Source organism: Streptomyces sp. NPDC048018 (genome assembly GCF_043202995.1).
GTDB lineage: Bacteria > Actinomycetota > Actinomycetes > Streptomycetales > Streptomycetaceae > Streptomyces.
In genome coordinates this window covers 62,450-79,588 of sequence record NZ_JBIDBK010000003.1, presented here as the reverse complement: position 1 = coordinate 79,588, position 17,139 = coordinate 62,450, and the positions used below count along the sequence as shown (strand labels likewise).

Annotated in this window: 17 protein-coding genes; 9 read left to right on the top strand and 8 right to left on the bottom strand. The window is 72.7% G+C overall.

Going from position 1 to position 17,139, the window contains the following annotated elements; all coding sequences use genetic code 11:
* The first annotated feature begins 187 nt into the window (after positions 1-187).
* The 3 genes from ACGF1Z_RS11775 (at position 188) to ACGF1Z_RS11765 (ending at position 2,833) form a co-directional block, all read left to right on the top strand.
* Complete coding sequence (locus ACGF1Z_RS11775) at positions 188-634, top strand: hypothetical protein (protein ID WP_393002628.1); 447 nt, start codon at positions 188-190, stop codon at positions 632-634.
* A 73-nt stretch (positions 635-707) separates the two neighbouring features.
* Positions 708-1,289 carry a carbonic anhydrase gene (locus ACGF1Z_RS11770; protein ID WP_393002626.1) on the top strand — a complete coding sequence of 194 codons (582 nt, stop codon included), beginning with the start codon at positions 708-710 and terminating at the stop codon, positions 1,287-1,289.
* A 14-nt stretch (positions 1,290-1,303) separates the two neighbouring features.
* Positions 1,304-2,833 (top strand): SulP family inorganic anion transporter, encoded by a 1,530-nt coding sequence (locus ACGF1Z_RS11765; RefSeq protein WP_393002624.1) that lies wholly within the window; start codon positions 1,304-1,306, stop codon positions 2,831-2,833.
* Positions 2,834-3,067: 234 nt separating this feature from the next.
* On the opposite strand, the gene ACGF1Z_RS11760 is transcribed toward ACGF1Z_RS11765, so the two are convergent.
* Entirely contained in the window at positions 3,068-3,694 is a 627-nt protein-coding gene (locus tag ACGF1Z_RS11760; RefSeq protein ID WP_393002622.1) for a hypothetical protein, read from the bottom strand.
* A gap of 361 nt (positions 3,695-4,055) precedes the next feature.
* Here ACGF1Z_RS11760 and ACGF1Z_RS11755 point away from each other — a divergent pair, with 361 nt between their 5' ends.
* Positions 4,056-5,183, top strand: a complete 1,128-nt coding sequence (locus ACGF1Z_RS11755; RefSeq protein WP_393002620.1) for an NADH:flavin oxidoreductase — start codon at positions 4,056-4,058, stop codon at positions 5,181-5,183.
* Positions 5,184-5,380: 197 nt separating this feature from the next.
* On the opposite strand, the gene ACGF1Z_RS11750 is transcribed toward ACGF1Z_RS11755, so the two are convergent.
* From ACGF1Z_RS11750 to ACGF1Z_RS11735, 4 genes are all read right to left on the bottom strand, one after another.
* Positions 5,381-5,839, bottom strand: a complete 459-nt coding sequence (locus ACGF1Z_RS11750) for a MaoC family dehydratase (RefSeq protein WP_393002618.1) — start codon at positions 5,837-5,839, stop codon at positions 5,381-5,383.
* 65 nt (positions 5,840-5,904) lie between these two features.
* Positions 5,905-7,491, bottom strand: a complete 1,587-nt coding sequence (locus ACGF1Z_RS11745) for a long-chain fatty acid--CoA ligase (protein WP_393002616.1) — start codon at positions 7,489-7,491, stop codon at positions 5,905-5,907.
* A gap of 11 nt (positions 7,492-7,502) precedes the next feature.
* Complete coding sequence (locus ACGF1Z_RS11740) at positions 7,503-8,390, bottom strand: amidohydrolase family protein (RefSeq protein WP_393002614.1); 888 nt, start codon at positions 8,388-8,390, stop codon at positions 7,503-7,505.
* A 1-nt stretch (position 8,391) separates the two neighbouring features.
* Positions 8,392-9,303, bottom strand: a complete 912-nt coding sequence (locus ACGF1Z_RS11735) for an SDR family oxidoreductase (RefSeq protein WP_393002612.1) — start codon at positions 9,301-9,303, stop codon at positions 8,392-8,394.
* A gap of 205 nt (positions 9,304-9,508) precedes the next feature.
* Here ACGF1Z_RS11735 and ACGF1Z_RS11730 point away from each other — a divergent pair, with 205 nt between their 5' ends.
* Complete coding sequence (locus ACGF1Z_RS11730; protein WP_393002609.1) at positions 9,509-9,922, top strand: MarR family winged helix-turn-helix transcriptional regulator; 414 nt, start codon at positions 9,509-9,511, stop codon at positions 9,920-9,922.
* Positions 9,923-10,269: 347 nt separating this feature from the next.
* The gene (locus tag ACGF1Z_RS11725; protein ID WP_393002607.1) at positions 10,270-10,752 is read left to right on the top strand and encodes a DedA family protein; all 483 of its coding nucleotides are present in this window, start codon (positions 10,270-10,272) and stop codon (positions 10,750-10,752) included.
* A gap of 269 nt (positions 10,753-11,021) precedes the next feature.
* Here ACGF1Z_RS11725 and ACGF1Z_RS11720 read toward each other — a convergent pair whose 3' ends face one another.
* The 3 genes from ACGF1Z_RS11720 to ACGF1Z_RS11710 form a co-directional block, all read right to left on the bottom strand.
* Positions 11,022-11,450, bottom strand: a complete 429-nt coding sequence (locus ACGF1Z_RS11720; protein WP_393002605.1) for a hypothetical protein — start codon at positions 11,448-11,450, stop codon at positions 11,022-11,024.
* 178 nt (positions 11,451-11,628) lie between these two features.
* A complete protein-coding gene (locus ACGF1Z_RS11715; RefSeq protein ID WP_393002603.1) occupies positions 11,629-12,378 on the bottom strand; it encodes a hypothetical protein in 750 nt (249 codons plus the stop codon).
* A gap of 263 nt (positions 12,379-12,641) precedes the next feature.
* The gene (locus ACGF1Z_RS11710) at positions 12,642-12,983 is read right to left on the bottom strand and encodes a hypothetical protein (protein ID WP_393002601.1); all 342 of its coding nucleotides are present in this window, start codon (positions 12,981-12,983) and stop codon (positions 12,642-12,644) included.
* Positions 12,984-13,467: 484 nt separating this feature from the next.
* On the opposite strand from ACGF1Z_RS11710, the gene ACGF1Z_RS11705 reads away from it, so the two are divergent.
* From ACGF1Z_RS11705 to ACGF1Z_RS11695, 3 genes are all read left to right on the top strand, one after another.
* On the top strand, positions 13,468-13,632 hold the full coding sequence (locus tag ACGF1Z_RS11705; RefSeq protein WP_393002599.1) for a hypothetical protein: 165 nt from the start codon (positions 13,468-13,470) through the stop codon (positions 13,630-13,632).
* 135 nt (positions 13,633-13,767) lie between these two features.
* Positions 13,768-15,129 (top strand): adenosylmethionine--8-amino-7-oxononanoate transaminase, encoded by a 1,362-nt coding sequence (locus tag ACGF1Z_RS11700; RefSeq protein WP_393002597.1) that lies wholly within the window; start codon positions 13,768-13,770, stop codon positions 15,127-15,129.
* 247 nt (positions 15,130-15,376) lie between these two features.
* The gene (locus ACGF1Z_RS11695) at positions 15,377-16,870 is read left to right on the top strand and encodes an MFS transporter (RefSeq protein WP_393002595.1); all 1,494 of its coding nucleotides are present in this window, start codon (positions 15,377-15,379) and stop codon (positions 16,868-16,870) included.
* The last annotated feature ends 269 nt before the right edge of the window (positions 16,871-17,139 follow it).

The window sequence follows — 17,139 nt, the reverse complement described above, 5'->3', positions numbered from 1 at the left end:
ACGCGCCCCGGGCGCCGATCCCGTAGTCGATCGCGTCAACTTGCGGCTGGTTCCCGTCGGAAACCGGTCTTGTCGCCCGGGTGTTACGCGGGTGACATCACGTGCGCGTATTACTGTTCATTGACCTCGACTTGAACGTGCTTTGGTGAATTCTGACATCCGTGCGACCCGGGGGAGGGGAGTGCTCATGAGGCCCGCCGGGCACACCACCGCGACACCCCGAGCCGCCTCGGCGCGCACCCTCGTCCTCACCCTCTTCCTCGCCCTCCTCCTCGCCGTGACCTGCGGCAGCGGGAGCCCCTCGGCCGGGGCCGGGCCACGAACCGCCGCTCCACCGCCCCGTGTCCTGGCCGCCGTCCCCGGTCCGTACGAGACCGTCCCCTCGAACGACGGCGAACTCACCGCCGCCACCGGCCGCGCCACCGCCGGCCGCCACGGACGACGTCGCACCATCCCGCGTCGCACCGCCCCGGGCCATCCGCCCCTCACCGAACTCCCGCCCGCACCGGCCCTTCCGGAGCCACGGCCGGCCGCTGACGGCGGGACGCGCGCGAGACGGCACCACGCGAACGACGCCGACGCCGCGCGCACGCACACCCACGCACCCTCCGCACTCCAGGTGTTTCGCCGCTGACAGGCAGGACCCAAGCGAAGAGCCGTCCTGTCAGCCCGACGCGCCGCGACGGCGCGCCAGGAGGAATACACGCATGCAGCCCCTCATCGACAACGCCCGCCGATTCGGACAGCGCCCTGAGGAGTTCGCCCCGCTCGCCCAGGGCCAGTCACCCGCCGCCCTCTTCATCACCTGCTCCGACTCCCGGGTCGTTCCCGCACTCATCACCGGCGCCCGCCCCGGAGAACTCTTCGAACTGCGGACGGCGGGCGGCATCGTCCCCCCGTACGCCGGCACGGCCCCCGCCGGTGAGACCGCCACCATCGAGTACGCCGTCGAAGTCCTGGGCGTACGCGACGTCGTGGTCTGCGGCCACTCCCACTGCGGTGCCGTCGGCGCCCTCGTCCGCGGCGACGACCTCAGCGCCGTACCCGCCGTCCGGGACTGGCTCGCCCACGCGGCCCCCGACGGCGCACCCGGCCGCCCCGACGATCCGGCCGTCGCCGACGCCGTACGCGGCCACGTCCTCGCCCAGCTGCTCCGGCTGCGCTCCTACCCCTGCGTGGAGCGCGGCCTGGCAAACGGCGGGCTGCGACTGCACGGCTGGTACTACGAGGTGCACACCGGCGCCGTCAGCGCGTACCGCCCTCTGACCGACTCCTTCGAGACCCTGTGAAAGGGGAGATCCGCGTGCCGACTTCCCTCTCCCGCGTCCCCCGCTCCCTCGCCCGCTTCTCCCACCTCCGGCAGGACTTCGCCGCCTCGCTCGTCGTCTTCCTCGTCGCGCTCCCGCTGTGCATCGGTGTGGCCGTCGCGTCCGGCGTGCCGGCCGAACTCGGCCTGATCACCGGCATCGTCGGCGGCGTCGTCACCGGCCTGATGCGCGGCAGCAGCCTCCAGGTGTCCGGACCGGCCGCCGGCCTGACCGTGCTCGTCTTCGAGGCGGTCCGCGCCTTCGGCCTGCCCGCCCTCGGCATCATCGTGCTCCTCGCCGGGCTCCTGCAGATCGCCATGGGCGTGCTGAGGTGGGGGCGCTGGTTCCGGGCCATCTCGCTTTCCGTCGTGGAGGGCATGCTGGCCGGCATCGGTCTCGTCATCATCGCGGGACAGCTGTACGCCGCCGCCGGCATCCCCGCCCCCTCCTCCGGTCTCGCCAAGCTCGCGGGGCTGCCCGCCGCCCTCGTCAGGGCCCTGGACAGCACCGCCGCCCTCGTCTCCCTGGCCGTCGCCGCCGGCACCGTCCTCGTCCTGGTGACCTGGCGGCTGCTGCCCCGCGCCGCCCGGGCCGTTCCGGGCGCACTGGTCGCGGTCCTGCTCGCCGCCGGGGCGACCTGGCTGTTCGACCTGCCGGTCGCCACGGTACGGGTGAGCGGCGTCCTCGACGCGGTACGCCTGCCCGGCACGGACTCGCTCTCCGCCCTCGCCGACCTGGCGCTCCTCGGCACCGTGCTGGCGTTCGCGCTGATCGCCTCGGCCGAATCGCTGTTCAGCGCCGCGGCGGTCGACCGGCTGCACGCGGGCCCGCGCACCCAGTACGACCGGGAACTCGTCGCCCAGGGAGTCGGCAACACCGTCTGCGGCCTGCTCGGCGCCCTGCCCATGACCGCCGTGATCGTGCGCAGCTCGGCCAACGTGCAGGCGGGTGCCCGCACCAAGGCGTCCCGGGTGATGCACGGCGTGTGGCTGCTGCTCTTCGCCGCCCTCCTGCCGGCCACCCTCTCCTCCGTGCCCCTCGCGGCACTCGCCGGCATCCTCGTCCACGCAGGCTGGAAGCTGATCCCGTTCCGGGCGGTCGCCACCCTCTGGCGCACCCACCGCGGCGAGGCCCTCGTCCTGGTGGTGACGGCGGTGTCGATCGTGGCGGTCAACATGTTCGAGGGCGTGCTGATCGGCCTCGTCCTCTCCGTGGCGAAGGCCGCCTGGGACGCCTCGCACCTGCGCATCGACCGCACCGACGACGGTGACGGACCGGTCGTGGTCCGGCTGTCCGGTACGGTCACCTTCCTGCGCCTGCCGAAGATACTCGACGCTCTGGAGGCGCTGCCCCACGACCGGCCGGTCGAACTGGACCTCTCCCAGGTCCACCACCTCGACCACGCCTGCCGCACCGCCCTCGAAGCCTGGGCGGCCCGGCACAGCCCCCACGGCCCGGCCGCCGTTCGCCTGCACGCCCTACCGGAGCGCCCTGGGGCCTCCGAGCCGGCCGGCACACCCCGCTGATCCCGGAGCGGCCGGCCGGGGCCGCGTGCGACCTCGGCCGGCCGCATCCGAGGGACGAGGCGGGCCGAGGTCCGGCGCGGCGCCGGACCGTCGCGCACGGGGAGGTCGTCCCGCCGGCGGCCACGGCGCTCCGCAGGCTGCGTGGGCCTGATCGGACTTCACCGGGCCCCCGGGCAGGTGACTGCTCGTCAGCACCGTCGCTGGGCCGGGATCGCGGTGGGCGTCCGTCGTGATTCAGTCGCGCGGCGATGCGCTGGCAGCGGAACGACGCCCGCCGACGGAGGCGATCAACGCGTCCGCCACGATCACCGCGTCCGCCTCCGCGACTTCGGCCGGGTACTCCGGCAGCAGGTCGTCCCAGACGGGCAGCCACGACCCGTACAGCTGGGTCTGCCCCTCGGGCCGGGCGAAGAACCAGATGTGCAGGTGTGCGCCTCCGTCCCCGATGCGGTAGACGTGGGCCCGCGAGATGTGCGGCAGGGCCTGCAGGTGGCGGACGATGTGCGTGGACAGGACCCCCAGTTCGGCCGCCAGGTCGTCGGGCAGGTCGGCCATGTCGTAGTGCTCGATCGGGTGCAGCATGAGCACCAGCGGCACGCCGACGCCGGGGATCCGGGTGAGTCGCCAACCGTCGTTGAACCAGATGCCGTCGTCCCGGTCACGGCACGCGTCGCAGTTCGACGGGTCCTCGCCGTGTCGCGGGGGCTCGGGCAGAACCGGGGGGCGCAGGGGCGAGACGCGCAGTCCGTCCGCTTCGAACGGGCTGATGGTCCACCCCGTCATGCGTGCGAGCGGGAGCCGATGCTCGTCATCCGCCGCGGCGAGCGCGTGATCGTAGAACTCGTCAGGTCGCAGGGCCATGGTGCGAAGACTAGTTCGTGATCTTCACCCGGTGAGGGTGGGGGGAGCCGGGTCCGGTTCCCTGATGTGCCATGAGGACCTGGCCCGCCCGTTACGGAATGCGGCCGGAGCGGTCCCCGTCGCGGGAGGCGAGCGGCCGCTTCCCGTACCCACCGTGACCGTCGCCGGCGTCCTCGGTCGGGCGGCGGGCGGAGGAGGGGGCCGCTCCGGGCGGAGCGTGCGAGGAGCTCCGCCCGGACGCCCGGGGTGCCGCTCCCACCCGAGAAGCTTGACTATCTGAAATATCTACCCCTACCTTCTTTTCGTTGCATGAAGTGTTCAAGCGTCAAGGTTGTCGAGCAGTAGCAAGAGGAGCGTCCCCGTGACCGTCACCGCTTCCCCCGCCTCCCGTGCGGCCGAGATCCTGTCCCGGCCCGTCGCGCTGAACGGCCTGACGATCCCGAACCGCATCGTGATGGCCCCGATGACGCGCATGTTCTCCCCCGGTGGCGTTCCCGGTGAGGACGTGCGGTCGTACTACGCCCGCCGTGCGGCCGCCGGAGTCGGCCTGATCGTCACCGAGGGGACCTACGTCGGCCACGACTCGGCCGGGCAGAGCGACCGGGTGCCGAGGTTCCACGGCGAGGAGCAGCTCGCGGGCTGGGCGGAGGTCGCGAAGGCCGTGCACGCGGAGGGCGGCACGATCGTGCCGCAGCTGTGGCACATCGGCATGGTGCGCAAGCAGGGCCAGGCGCCGTACGCCGACGCCCCCGCCGTGGGCCCCTCCGGGATCCGCGTCGACGGCACCGAGGGTGGCGGCAAGGCGATGACCCTGCGTGACCTGGACGACGTCGTGGGCGCCTTCGTCGAGGCGGCGGCGGCCGCCGAGCGCATCGGCTTCGACGGCGTGGAGCTCCACGGCGCCCACGGCTACCTGCTCGACCAGTTCCTGTGGGAGCGGACGAACCGCCGCACGGACGCCTACGGTGGCGACGCTGTGGCCCGCACGAAGTTCGTGGCCGAGATCGTGGCCGCGGTCCGGGCTGCCGTGTCGCCCGACTTCCCGGTGATCTTCCGCTACTCGCAGTGGAAGCAGGAGGCCTACGACGCGCGGCTCGCCGAGACCCCGGAGGAGCTGGAGGCGATCCTGGCCCCGCTCGCCGCGGCCGGCGTCGACGCCTTCCACGCCTCCACCCGTCGGTACTGGATCCCGGAGTTCGAGGGCTCGGACCTGAATCTGGCCGGCTGGACCAAGAAGCTCACGGGCAGGCCCACGATCACCGTCGGCTCGGTCGGCCTCGACGGCGACTTCATCCACGCCTTCGCGGGCCAGGGTGCCGAGCTGGGCAGCCTCGACAACCTCCTCGACCGACTGGAGCGGGACGAGTTCGACATGGTCGCCGTCGGCCGGGCCCTCCTCCAGGACCCGGAGTGGGCCTCCAAGGTCCTGGCCGGGCGCGTCGACGAGCTGAGCCCCTACGACGCGGCCGCTCTGAAGACGCTGAGCTAGGACGTGTCCGTGAGGGGGGCGTCTGGACGCCCCCCTCACGCGGACATCGTCGCGACGCGCTGCGGGCGGCCCCGCCGAAGCAAGGACCCTGTGCCGGGTACCGACCCTTACGGGCCCACAGGGTTCTCCGCGTCGGCGGGCCGTCGTGAGGGTCGGTCAGGGGCAGCGGGGCGGTGCTGCGGTGCGCGCCGGCCCCGTCAGGCGTAGTGGCGGTAGACCGCCTCGGCTACGCAGGCCGGCTTGTCGCTGCCCTCGACCTCCACGGTGAAGGTCAGCGGCATCTGGACGCCGTTGCCCTTCACCTCCTCCACCGCGCCGACGGCCCCGTGCAGGCGGATCTTCGCGCCGACCGGCACGGGACGGGGGAAACGGACTTTCTCCAGGCCGTAGTTGACGCTCATCGTGGTGCCGGTGATCTCCAGCAGCTCGCCGAAGAGCGGGATGATGAGCGAGAGGGTGAGGTAGCCGTGGGCGATCGGGCGCCCGAAGGGCCCGTCCTTGGCCTTCTCCGGATCCGTGTGGATCCACTGGTGGTCGCCGGTGGCGTCGGCGAAGGTGTTCACCCGCTCCTGGGTGATGTCGAGCCAGCCGGTACGTCCGAGGTCGGCTCCGGTGAGGGCCTTGAGCTCGTCGAGGCCGTGGGCGGTGGTGGGCATGGCGCATCCTTCCGATGGCGCGACAGCGGCGGACGCCGCCCGCGAGAGGGAATGTCGGATCACTGTCAGGCGGACGGACGGGCGTCCGGACCGTCCGCGTACGCGTCGCGCACGGCGGCCTTGACGATCTTCCCCGAGGCCGTGCGGGGCAGGTCCCCGGTCAGCACCAGGGACTTGGGGATCTTGTACTTGGCGAGTCGGCCCTGCAGGTGCCCGAGGAGCTCGTCCCCGTCGGCCTGGCTGCCGGGCCGGAGGACGACGACGGCGCGGCCCACCTCGCCCCACACGGGGTCGGGTACGCCGATGACGGCGCACGCGGCGACGCCGGGATGGGTGAGGAGCGCGTCCTCCACCTCGGCCGGGTACACGTTCTCGCCGCCCGAGACGAACATGTCCTTGACGCGGTCGACGATGTACGCGTAGCCGTCCTCGTCCAGCCGCGCGATGTCGCCGGTGCGCAGCCAGCGCCCGCCCCGAACGGCTTCGGCACCGTCCCGGCCGTCGTCCTCGCCGGCGAAGGCGTCCTCGGTGGCCTCGGGCCGTCGCCAGTAACCGGTCATGACGTGGGGGCCCTGGACCAGGATCTCGCCCCGTTCCCCGGGCCCGGCCTCACGGCCGTCCGGAAGCACCACGCGGGTGTCCGTGAAGAAGTGCGGCACGCCGGCGGAGCCGGCCTTGGCCGCGGTCTGCTCCCGGTCCAGGAAGAGCACGCCGGGGGAGGCCTCGGTCATCCCGTAGCCCTGGCTGAAGGCGAGGCCACGGTCCAGGTACGCGGCGATGGTGCGGGTGGGGACGGGCGCACCGCCGCAGTTGAGGGTGCGCAGGCTGGACAGGTCCGCCGACTCCCACCGGGGCTGGGCGGCCATGGCGTCGTACATGGTGGGGACGCCGAACATGTACGTCACGCGCAGCTCCTCGACCAGGTCCAGGACCCGCCCGGCGTCGAAGGCGCCGAGGAGGACCACCCGGCCGCCCTTGAGCAGGGTCGGCAGGCAGGTCATGTTGAGGCTGCCGGTGTGGAACAGCGGGGCCACGACGAGGGTCACCTCGTCGTGGGCGAGATCGGTGTCGACGAGGACGTTGACACTGTTCCAGGTGATGTTGGCGTGGGAGAGGACGGCGCCCTTGGGGCGCCCCGTGGTGCCGGAGGTGTACATGATCATGCACGGGTCCTCGGGCGCCACGGCCTCGTCCAGGGGACCGGTCCCGGCGTCCGCGAGGAGTTCCTCGTATCCGAGTGCTCCGTCCCCGCCGGGACCGGCGAGCACGATCCGGTGCCGTACGCCCGCCTCGGCCGCCGCCGCTCGCGCCGCCTCGGTGTGCTCGGGCGCGTGGACGAGGACGACGCTGCCCGAGTCGGCCAGGTTGAACGCCAGTTCCGGCGCCGCGAGCCGGGTGTTGAGCGGGACGAAGGCCGTCCCCAGCGCTCCGGCGGCGAAGAGCGTCTCCAGGAACGTCGGATGGTTGGCTCCGAGGTAGGCGATCCGGTCTCCCCGTGCCGCGCCCAGCGCGCGCAGGGCGTGGGCGAGGCGCAGCACCCGCTCGTGCAGTTCGCGGTAGGTCCATGTGCGGCCTTCGTGGACGACGGCGATCCGGTCGGGGGTCTTGCGGGCCCGGCGCGCGGGCCAGGAGCCGATGCCTTGGTTCAACACGAGCGGTTCCTTCAGTCGGTGAGGAGGCCGAGCAGGCGGGCGGCGTTCTCCTTGAGGATCTTCGGTCGGACCTCGGGCCTGATGTCCAGTCTCCCGAAGTCGGCGAGCCACCGGTCGGGAGTGATGACCGGGTAGTCGGACCCGAAGAGGACCTTGTCCTTGAGCAGGGTGTCGGCGTAGCGGACGAGCTGCGGCGGGAAGTACTTCGGCGCCCATCCGGACAGGTCGATGTACACGTACGGCTTGTGGGTGGCCACCGCCAGGGCCTCGTCCTGCCAGGGGAAGGACGGGTGCGCGAGAATGATCCGCAGTTCGGGGAAGTCGACGGCGACGTCGTCGACCAGCAGGGGATCGGAGTACTTCAGCCGGATGCCTCCGCCGCCCGGGACGCCGGCACCGATGCCGGTCTGGCCGGTGTGGAACAGGGCGGGGACGCCGAGTTCCTCGATGGCCTCGTACAGCGGGTAGGCGAGCGGGTCGTTCGGCGAGAACGCCTGGATGCTGGGGTGGAACTTGAAGCCGCGCACGCCGTACTCCTCCACCAGCCGCCGTGCCTCGCGCACTCCCGCCCGGCCCTTGTGCGGGTCGATGCTCGCGAAGGGGATCAGTGCGTCGGCATGGGCGGCGCAGCTTTCGGCGATCTCCTCGTTGGAGATCCGCGGATGGCCCGTCGCGTGCTCGGCGTCGACGGTGAAGACCACCGCCGCCATGTGGCGCTCCCGGTAGTGGGCGGCCATCTCGTCGATGGTCGGCTGCCGGTGGCCGTGGGCCTTGAAGTACTTCTCGGAGGCGCCGAACAGCTCCGGGCTCAGCGCACCGTGGCCGTCCTTGGAGACCTCCGCGTGCGTGTGCATGTCGATGGCGGTGATGCGGTCGAGGTCGAGCGCGAGGCCGGCCATGTCACGCCTCCGGGGCATGAGGTGCGGGGATGCCGTAGGTCTCGGGCTCGGCCCCGACGCCGCCGGGCCACTCGGCGGCGATGGCGTCGGCGCTCCATCCGCCGTCGGCGAAGGCGACCGCCTTCTCCTGGGGGTGCGCCCACAGGGCCAGCCGGTCTCCGCCGATGCCGATGGCCTGTCCGGTCACTCCGGCGGAGTCGTCCGAGGCCAGGAAGGTGATCAGCGCGGCGACGTCCTCGACGGTGCCGAGGCCCTCGTCCTTGCGCAGCCAGTCCGGGAGCGGCTTGCCGGTGCGCTCGGACTCCTCGATGACCGGCGCGAACGCGGGGACGGTCTTGGTCATCTCGGTGGCGGCGACGGGCACGACGGCGTTGACGGTGATGCCGGCGCGACCCAGTTCCATGGCCCAGGTGCGGGCCATGGCGACGATGCCGGCCTTGGCGGCGGCGTAGTTGGTCTGGCCGAAGTTCCCCCGCTGTCCGGCGGGCGAGGAGATGAGGACGAGCCGGCCGCCGGTGCCCTGTTCGCGCATCCGGACGGCCGCCGCGCGGGCGCAGGTGAAGGTGCCGCGAAGGTGGACGCGGACGACGTCGTCGAAGTCGTCGTCGGTCATCTTCCACAGGACGCGGTCGCGCAGGATGCCGGCGTTGGTGACGAGCACGTCGAGACGCCCGAACTCCTCGACCGCCGCGTCCACCAGTTGCCGGGCCGCCTCGCTGCCGCCGACGGCCGCGACCACGCCGGTGGCCGTACCGCCCTCGGACGTGATCGAGTCCACGGCGGCGTCGACGGCGGCCCGGTCGACGTCGTTGACGACCACGGCGGCGCCGGCCGCCGCGAGGGCCTGCGCGTAGGCCAGTCCGAGACCGCGGCCGCTGCCGGTGACGACGGCGACCTTGCCCTGAAGATCCATGAGAGGTACCTCGCGTAAGGGGGAGGAGGAGACGCCGAGAGCACCGGCACGTCGCCGGGATCGACAGGAATCCTGATGAACGCCAGTGTGTGGATCAACAGGATTCCTGTCAATGGCCTAGGGTGAGGGAAGTGCCGCCGTCGCGGTGGCGCCTGCGGGGGCTCTGCGAGCCACCCGCGCAGACCGCCCCCAGAGGAGGACGCCCGTGAGCACGTCGCTGCTCTATCTGCTCAAGAGGACGGAGCTGGCGGTACGCGCCCGGCTCGACGAGCTGCTCAAGCCCGCCGGGATCACGGCGCTGCAGTACACGGCCCTCACGGTGCTGGAGCGGCACGACGGCATCTCCGCCGCACAACTCGCCCGCGACTCCTTCGTCACCGCCCAGTCCATGGCGGACATGGTCCGGGCGCTGGAGAGCCGCGGTCTGGTCCGCCGGGAGCCCCACCCCGGCAACCGGCGCGAACGCCTCATCCGCCTCGCCGACCCGGGGCGGCGACTGCTCGCCGAGTACGCCGGACCGGCCCGCGCGCTCGAGGAGCGCATGGTCGCCGACATGAGCGCCGAGCAGGTCGGCGCCTTCCGCGAGGCCCTGGTCGGGGCGTGGCGCGCCCTGTCCTGAGGAGAGGCGAACGGTCCGCGGGGCAGCCGCTCCCCGGGCGGGCGCAGGGGGAGGGCGACGTCGCCTTCGCGGCGCGCGCGGGACCGCACCGGGCGTCCCTCCACGGCCGGGCGCCCTGTACCCCCGGATCCGCGTTCGGTTAGGGTTGCCTTGCCTGCTGTGCGGGCGGGTGGATTCGTGTCCCGTGGCCTTGCCGCGGGCGATGACCCATGGGACGGGCCGGGCAGAGGCGGGGTGCGGGTGAGCGACGGTGACCGGGCTTGCGCGCGTCGTGCGCCCGCGGGGCGGGACGCCCGTCCGCGTGACAGGCGTCGCGCATGCGTGCGCGCGGCTCAGGGCGGGGCGTCGTGAACAAGATCGTGCTCACGGCCGGAGCCCTCTATGCCATCGTCCTGCTGCGTGCCGGCGGGACGTTCGCCGTGGGGTGGCTCGCCGGTGCCGGCGCCCGGCGCAGCAGGTTCGCCGCGCGCATCTCCTCGGTGACCTTCCGGCGCGCCGAGAAGGCGATCCAGCGATGGGGCGCGCCGGTCGTGGCCGTCTCCTTCCTGACCGTCGGTTTCCAGACCGCCGCGAACTTCCTCGCCGGCAGCATGCGCATGCCGTTGCCGCGCTACCTCCCCGCCCTGTTCCTGGGCGGAGCGGCCTGGGCGCTGCTCTACGCGACCGCGGGGCTCGGCGTGTTCGAGGTGCTGGCCCGGCTCTTCGCCGAGCAGACGGCCCTCGGCGTGTCCGCCGTGGCAGCCCTCCTCCTCGCGGTGGGCGGACTGGTGGTGTACCGCAGGAGGAGGACGGCGCTGCTCTCCCGGGACACCGCGATCGAGGAGTCGTGAGCCCGTCCCGCGAGCGCGCGTACAGCCGGTCCGAGGGGCTGATGACCGGCGCGGGACGCTCGCGCCCGATGCGCCGTGTGCCGCTCGGCGACCGGCACGCACCCGAAATGGGTGGTCGCTCCGGCAGACCTGCAACCGGAGGCCGTGAGCCGGATCGGCGGACGGCGCGATGACGCGGTGGAGGATGAGGTGCGGGCCGCGGCCCGGGCGCGCCTCTCCGCCCCTGGAGGCCGGGCTCCCGCCCCGGCTCCCCAACCGCCTTCCTCGGATCACCAGGTGAACCAGCCGGGGGTGGCGGTGTAGACCTGTGGGGCGTAGTCGCAGCTGATCTCGCTGAAGGGGGCGGCCGCCAGGGCAGCCGCCTGCCGTTCGCCGTGTGCGTCGACGCCGTCGGCTGTGATCACGAAGGCGAGGGCGGCCAGCATGCAGATGATGAGAAACGCGGGCCGGGAGGGTTTGCCTCGCAGGGTTGCGGTGGCGGCGCCGACGACGGCCGCGAGGAGGGCGCCCGCTACGAGCGCGAGCGCCGTCAGGGTGAGACGGTCCAGAGCCGGCGACGCGTGGCACAGCACGTACTGGTGACCGGACCTGAACCCCTGAACCCGCTCGCACAGCGCGACGAGTGCCAGTGCCGAGCCCACGGCAAAGGCGTGCCACGGTCGCACGGCAGGTATCTGATCGGCCTTCACATCGCTCACGGCGCCCCCCAGTCGTCATCCCGCCGCATTGCTGGTCGCACCCTACAGAACGGACGGGGCGGCGACTTCGCGCTCGGGTCGAGGAAGGTGTTCCGGCCATGTGGTGAACGCTCCGGGAGCGAGCGTCGGGCACCGGTCGGCCGAGCGCCGTCGTGCCGGCCTGCGGCGGAACGGGCGATCACCGGTCGGGCAGGAGAAGCCAGACTTCGGAGAAGGCGAGACCGTGGTCGTGGGTGACCTTCCCGCAGGGACAGCCGAGTGTCATCGTGCGCCAGTCGCAGGTCACCGTCCAGGGGCCCGTCGTCGCCCCGCAGGCCCCGCAACCGACCGTCTCGGCCGTCCACACCCCCGGCGCGGGTCGGGCGTAGTGGCGGAAGCGGCCGTCGTGCCGGACCCGCCAGCACGCGACGGGAGGTGTGAGCGGGACGGTCCCGGGTGGGCTCGCCGCGGACAGGGTCGCGAACAGCGCGATCAGGCCGGGGAGCAGAGCCTCGGCCGCGTCCGTGGCCGGCACCGCGGGGCCGTCTGCCGGTGCCGCGGCGAGCCCGTATCCCGGGGCCGCCGCCGCGAGGGGAGGGTTGGGGACGGTGTGCCACGGCAGGAAGGCGCGGGCGACGCCGGCCAGGAGGGCGGCCGCGGGCGGGCTGACCGCGCCTGCGTCGAGGTGGTGCAGGGTCGTGCGCAGAAGGCGTTGGAGTCGCCGGTCCCGGTCCGTGGCCGACGTCCTCGCCGGCGCCGCCCGCCGGACGGGGAGCGGGGCGGAGAGCCGGGCCAGGACGGCGGCCGCCGCTGCGGAGTCGGCCGCGGCGGGACGCCACTGCCCGGCGGCCAGGAGCCGCCGGGCCCGCGAGGCCTCGCGGGTCAGGGCACGGGTGCGCAGGGGCCCCGGACCCGGGGATGCGGCTCGAGACTCCTGCGGGCTCGTCATCGCACCCGCGCCCTCCCCGTGTTCTCGTCCTCGCGGCCCGCGTCTGCCGAGCCGTATCGACGCCCATTCCATCACGCAGACGGACGGGGCACGGAGACGCTGAGCGAGCCGCCCTGCCGCGGTACTCCCGGAAGACCAGATCCGCCCCTTCACGACGCTTCGCCGCAGGTCCGGTTACCCGTCCGCCTCGCCGTGCGCTCGGGCCCGGGGCTGACGGAGCCGGGGAGGTGACCCGCAGCCGGCGATGTCGTGCGCCTGGCGGGTCAGAGGGCGCTGTCGAGGTGGGTGAGCCATCGCCGGAGTGCCGTGTGGGTGGTGTCGTCGAGCGTGCAGAGCGCTTCGATGGCGTCGCGGTCGCCGGGGGAGGGGGCGATTCCCGCTGTGGTGAGGGCGGCGTTGAGTTCGATCCGACGGCGGTCGGCGGGCTTCAGCTGGTCGGTGGGGCGGCTTGCGGGTGCGGGCAGGGTGCAGGGGCCGGAGAGGGAGTCGGTCGTGGTGGTCGGCGTCTCGTCCTGCAGGTCGTCGAGGAATGCGGCGGGGAAGCGGTAGGGGTCGAGATCCATCATGACGCTGGGGGTCGATGCGAAAGCGTGCGTTCCAGTCATGAGTGCCTCCTGGTTGTCGCTTGACTGCCCGGGACGACGGCGGCGGAGCGCGGGCCGGTTGCGCCCCGAGGGGACATCCACCCGGATGTCCCCTTGGGCATCTCGTCACATGTGAGAAGAACCGACGGATCCCTCCAAGGGCGCCTGGACCGCTCCGGCGCCGGGCGCCGGACCGCCGCGGCGCGCCGGACGCCGGGCACCGACACGCCGGATCGGTTGGTAGACATCGTCTACGTACCCTGGTAGACAGTGTCTATGCGCTCAGGCGCGCAGCTCACTCCCGACGCGCGGCTACCGGAGCGGCCGCCAGGCCGTGACCCGCTCCACCCCCGCTCGACCCGCGACCCGCTTACCCGCTCGACACGACCGCGCCGAACGCCGCCTGGGTCCGCCGGAGTTCCCGCGACCACGGACAGCCGGCGGACCCGGCGCCCGCCATCGCGTCAGCACGACGCCCGCCCGGCCCCCGACAGAGACAGGTGACATGGATCCCCACCCCGCAGTCGACCACAGCATCGAGGCACCGGCCCTGACCAACGCCTACGACACCTCGGAGATGCTGCGTCAGGTGTTCCTGCGCGCCCGGTCCGCCCCACGCCCGGAAGACCGGCACGGCGTCCGACCGGTCGCCGACCGACGGAGTTCCTGATGTCCGTCCACGTCCGGCGTCACGACCGCCGCCCCGGCGCGCGGCCCCGTCCGTCGCACGCCGGCCCACCCGGCCCGGCCGCCGTCGCGGCGGCCGGTGACCTCGCCGCACCGGCGGGGACGGACGCGGTGACCCGTGTCTGAAACCCTCGGCCCCGACCTGCTGCTCGCCCTGGACAGGCAGCACGTTTGGCATCCCTACAGCCCCATGCCGGGGCAGGCCGCCCCCCTGCTCGTCCACTCCGCCGCCGGCGTACGCCTGCGGATCGCCGAACCCGGCGGCGGTACGCACGAGTTGGTCGACGGCATGTCCTCGTGGTGGTCGGCGATCCACGGGTACAACCACCCGGTGCTCAACGAGGCGGCGCGGGCCCAGCTGGACCGGATGAGTCACGTGATGTTCGGCGGGCTGACGCACGAGCCCGCGGTCCGGCTGGCCGCCCGGCTGGTGGAGATCACACCGGAGCCGCTCCGGCACGTCTTCTTCTCGGACTCCGGCTCCGTCTCGGTCGAGGTCGCGATCAAGATGTGCCTGCAGTACTGGCGTTCCGTCGGCCGGCCGCTCAAGAGGCGGCTGCTCACCTGGCGCGGCGGCTACCACGGCGACACCTGGCAGCCGATGTCGGTGTGCGACCCGGACGGCGGCATGCACGCCCTGTGGTCCGGCGCCCTGCCGCAGCAGGTCTTCGCCCAGGCGCCCCCCTCCGGCTTCGACGCCGCGCCGGACCCGGCGTACACGGCCCACCTCCGGGAGACGATCGCCGCGCACGCCCACGAGCTGGCGGCAGTGATCGTCGAGCCCGTGGTACAGAACGCGGGCGGCATGCGCTTCCACGCGCCGGCCTACCTGACGGCCCTGCGGGAGGCGTGCGACGAACACGGCGTACTGCTGATCCTCGACGAGATCGCCACGGGCTTCGGCCGGACGGGCGCGCTCTTCGCGACGGAGCACGCCGGTGTCTCGCCCGATGTGCTGTGCGTCGGCAAGGCTCTGACCGGCGGTTACCTCAGCATGGCGGCGACCCTGTGCACGACGCGCATCGCGGAGGGGATCTCGCGCGGCGACGTTCCGGTACTCGCCCACGGGCCGACCTTCATGGCCAACCCGCTCGCGGCCGCGATCGCCGACGCCTCGCTGAACCTCCTGCTGGATCAGGACTGGCAGCGAGAGATCAGACGGATCGAGACCCGACTGCGCGAAGGGCTGGCACCCGCGGCCGGCCTGCCCGGTGTGCGGGACGTACGCGTCCTCGGTGCCATCGGGGTCGTGCAGCTGGAACACCGCCTCGACCCCGTCGCGATGGCGACGGCGACACGGGCCGCCGCCCGGGAGGGCGTGTGGCTGCGCCCGTTCGGAGATCTGGTCTACACGATGCCGCCGTACATCACCCCGGACGCCGACGTGGCGAGGATCTGCGCCGCCGTGCTGGCCGCCGCCACCGCCGGCTCAGCCGCGGATGCCGGCTCGCCCGGGGCCGGCCCCCCTCCCGGCGCTTGACGTCCGGTCACACGCGGTCGGGAACGTCCCGCCGAAAGAGGGGGCCGGGCGCCGGTGACCTGGTCCGGTCCGGGACGGCCCCACGGCGGCCCGCGCGGACGGCTGCGTGTGAGTGCTCCGGACGGCGGGTGGCCGCCGTGCTGGTGCCCGTCAGCGGTCACATGCTGGAGACGGCGTCCTGCGCCGCGAACGCATGAGCGCCCCCGGGCGGGGCACTCGCACAAGGCCGCCCGACGGAGAGGGAGTCATGACGGAAGCATCGAGGCGGGCCCCCGAGTCCGCAGCCACAGGAACCGTGACCACGGCCGTACCGGCCCGGCTGGATCGTCTGCCCTGGTCGCGCTGGCACTGGATGATCGTGATCGGCCTCGGAACCGTATGGATCCTGGACGGCCTCGAGGTCACGATCGTCGGCAACATCGCCGGCCGCCTCGCCGAGGACGGCAGCGGCCTGGACATCACCGCCGCCCAGGTGACCGGAACGGCCGCCGCACTGTACGTCGCGGGTGCCTGTTCCGGCGCCCTGTTCTTCGGGTGGCTGACCGACCGGTACGGCCGCAAGAAGCTCTTCATGGTGACGCTGGCCGTCTATCTCGGAGCCACCGCACTCACCGCGCTGTCGATGGAATCCTGGTGGTTCTTCCTCTTCCGTTTCCTCACCGGCTTCGGCATCGGCGGGGAGTACGCGGCCATCAACTCGGCGATCGACGAACTGATCCCGTCCCTGTACCGGGGCCGGGTCGACCTCATCATCAACGGCAGCTACTGGCTCGGAGCGATCGGTGGGGCCCTGCTCTCGATCGTCATGCTCGACACGGACATCTTCGCCGCCGACGTGGGCTGGCGGCTCAGCTTCGCCCTCGGCGTGGTCCTCGGCCTGGTGATCCTCCTGGTGCGACGGCATGTGCCGGAGAGCCCACGATGGCAGTTCATCCACGGTCACGGCGAAGAGGCGGAGCGACTGGTCTCCTCCGTCGAACGCGAGGTGGAGCAGGAGCAGGGCCGTCCGCTGCCGGAGCCCGCCGGTGAGATCACCATCCACCAGCGGCGGGGCATCGGCTTCGGACTGATCGCGAAGACGGTCTTCCGCCGCTATCCGCGCCGCGCCTTCCTCGGCCTGTCGCTCTTCATCGGCCAGGCGTTCCTCTACAACGCCATCACCTTCGGCTTCGGCACGATCCTGACCACGTTCTTCGACGTGCCGACGGGAAACACGGGCTATTACTTCGCCGTCATCGCCGCCGGCAACTTCCTCGGCCCGCTGCTGCTCGGCAGGCTCTTCGACACGGTCGGCCGCCGCATCATGATCTCGTCGACCTACCTGCTGTCCGGCCTGCTGCTCTTCGGCACCGCGTGGCTCTTCGGCAGCGGCGTCCTCAGCGCCACGACGCTCACGGCCTGCTGGTGCGTCGTGCTGTTCTTCGCCTCCGCCGGGGCGTCGAGCGCGTACCTCACCGTCTCGGAGATCTTCCCGATGGAGACCCGGGCCATGGCCATCGCCTTATTCTACGCGATCGGTACGGCGGCCGGCGGCATCAGCGGCCCCCTGATCTTCGCGAGCCTCACCGAATCCGGCGTCCCGTCGCAGACGGTCCTCGCCTTCGAGATCGGCGCGGGCCTGATGTGCGCGGCCGGCCTCGTGGCGGCCTTCCTCGCGGTGAAGGCGGAGCGCCGCTCGCTGGAGGACATCGCCGAGCCCCTGTCCACGGCCCACGACGCGACGGAGCCGACCCCCACCTGAGGGATCGACAGGGCGGCGCCGGAGCGGTTGCGCCCCGGATGCCCTTCGCCCCGCGGAGCTCGACGTCGTGCCAGGGGCCCACGCGGGGACCCCTGGCACGACGTCGAAGGCCACGATCGCCGTTTCACCGGTGACCGCGGCGACGGACAGGGCATGCGTGCGAAAGCGGGTACTTGATAATGATCACGGCGCGGGAGGGCGGAGCACGGCGGTGCGGCCCCCGGGACAGGGCCGGCGCGCTGCTGGGTCGAGATACGGGGGTCTCATGG

What these genes read in the sequence shown, in the direction of transcription:
- ACGF1Z_RS11750 (WP_393002618.1), bottom strand. Translation starts at nt 5,839, where the DNA reads ATGCCCACCACCGCCCACGGCCTCGACGAGCTCAAGGCCCTCACCGGA.
- ACGF1Z_RS11775 (WP_393002628.1), top strand. Translation starts at nt 188, where the DNA reads ATGAGGCCCGCCGGGCACACCACCGCGACACCCCGAGCCGCCTCGGCG.
- ACGF1Z_RS11740 (WP_393002614.1), bottom strand. Translation starts at nt 8,390, where the DNA reads ATGGCCGGCCTCGCGCTCGACCTCGACCGCATCACCGCCATCGACATG.
- ACGF1Z_RS11735 (WP_393002612.1), bottom strand. Translation starts at nt 9,303, where the DNA reads ATGGATCTTCAGGGCAAGGTCGCCGTCGTCACCGGCAGCGGCCGCGGT.
- ACGF1Z_RS11705 (WP_393002599.1), top strand. Translation starts at nt 13,468, where the DNA reads ATGGATCCCCACCCCGCAGTCGACCACAGCATCGAGGCACCGGCCCTG.
- ACGF1Z_RS11715 (WP_393002603.1), bottom strand. Translation starts at nt 12,378, where the DNA reads ATGACGAGCCCGCAGGAGTCTCGAGCCGCATCCCCGGGTCCGGGGCCC.
- ACGF1Z_RS11710 (WP_393002601.1), bottom strand. Translation starts at nt 12,983, where the DNA reads ATGACTGGAACGCACGCTTTCGCATCGACCCCCAGCGTCATGATGGAT.
- ACGF1Z_RS11770 (WP_393002626.1), top strand. Translation starts at nt 708, where the DNA reads ATGCAGCCCCTCATCGACAACGCCCGCCGATTCGGACAGCGCCCTGAG.
- ACGF1Z_RS11760 (WP_393002622.1), bottom strand. Translation starts at nt 3,694, where the DNA reads ATGGCCCTGCGACCTGACGAGTTCTACGATCACGCGCTCGCCGCGGCG.
- ACGF1Z_RS11695 (WP_393002595.1), top strand. Translation starts at nt 15,377, where the DNA reads ATGACGGAAGCATCGAGGCGGGCCCCCGAGTCCGCAGCCACAGGAACC.